Genomic DNA, 1,052 nt, shown 5'->3' on the forward strand with positions numbered 1-1,052 from the left:
CTTAATAAATTCAATATTGATATGGCAACATCATGAATAATACAACTAATTCTCCAGTCATCATTGCTTTAGATAATATGACAATGGAAGCATCAATAGCATTGGCTGAGCAGCTAGATCCAGCGCTGTGTCGTTTAAAAGTAGGTAAGGAGCTGTTTACTCGCTGCGGGCCTGATATCATAAAAGCGCTTCATCAACGTCAATTTGAAGTGTTTTTAGATTTGAAGTTTCATGATATTCCTAACACCACAGCACAAGCAGTATTAGCGGCAGCCGAGCTTGGTATATGGATGGTTAATATTCATGCTAGCGCAGGCTTTGAAGCTATGTCTCTGGCTAAACAGCGCTTACTGGATAATGACTTAGATACCTTACTAATTGCTGTTACTGTGTTGACTTCTATGGATAATGACGCATTGATGCAAACAGGTATTACTGATGGTTTAGATGTACAAGTTAGTCGTTTAGCACAATTAACTAAGCAAGCTGGTCTTGATGGCGTGGTTTGTTCAGCACAAGAAGCTGAAACCCTCAAGACGCTGTGTGGTCAAGATTTTAAGCTAGTGACGCCTGGTATTCGTTTACCAGAAGACAATGCCGATGACCAAAAACGTATCTGTACGCCAAAGCAGGCGTTGAATGATGGCGCTGATTATCTCGTGATAGGACGTTCTATTACACAGGCTACGAACCCTGCTGCTAAATTGCAGATGATACTCAATAGTATCTAATGTTTATAATGTTATAAGAGGTGCAGCTTAAACAGCTGCATTTTTGCTTTTTGTAGGTAGCAAAAAAGGTGCTACACTATTTAACTTTATATGTATACCAGTTGCGAAACTATGATTGGCAGTGTCAAACTTGCTCAGTGCTAAGCAAACCACAAATAGAGTACTTATGCTTGTGATCATTGTTTGATGCTTCTACAGCTGGTGTTATTAGACAACAATGGATAATATGAAATTACAGATACTAAGTGACTTACATATTGATAGTTATGCACGTCAATCACATCCCGTAGGTCATATTCCCAAAACTGACGCTGACGTGGT

Annotated in this window: 1 protein-coding gene; it reads left to right on the top strand. The window is 39.4% G+C overall.

Going from position 1 to position 1,052, the window contains the following annotated elements; genetic code table 11:
- Positions 1-32: 32 nt before the first annotated feature.
- A complete protein-coding gene (pyrF, locus tag ACS8FD_RS16595; RefSeq protein WP_439260673.1) occupies positions 33-731 on the top strand; it encodes an orotidine-5'-phosphate decarboxylase in 699 nt (232 codons plus the stop codon).
- The last annotated feature ends 321 nt before the right edge of the window (positions 732-1,052 follow it).

The sequence above is a fragment of the Psychrobacter sp. 1U2 genome (genome assembly GCF_051847575.1).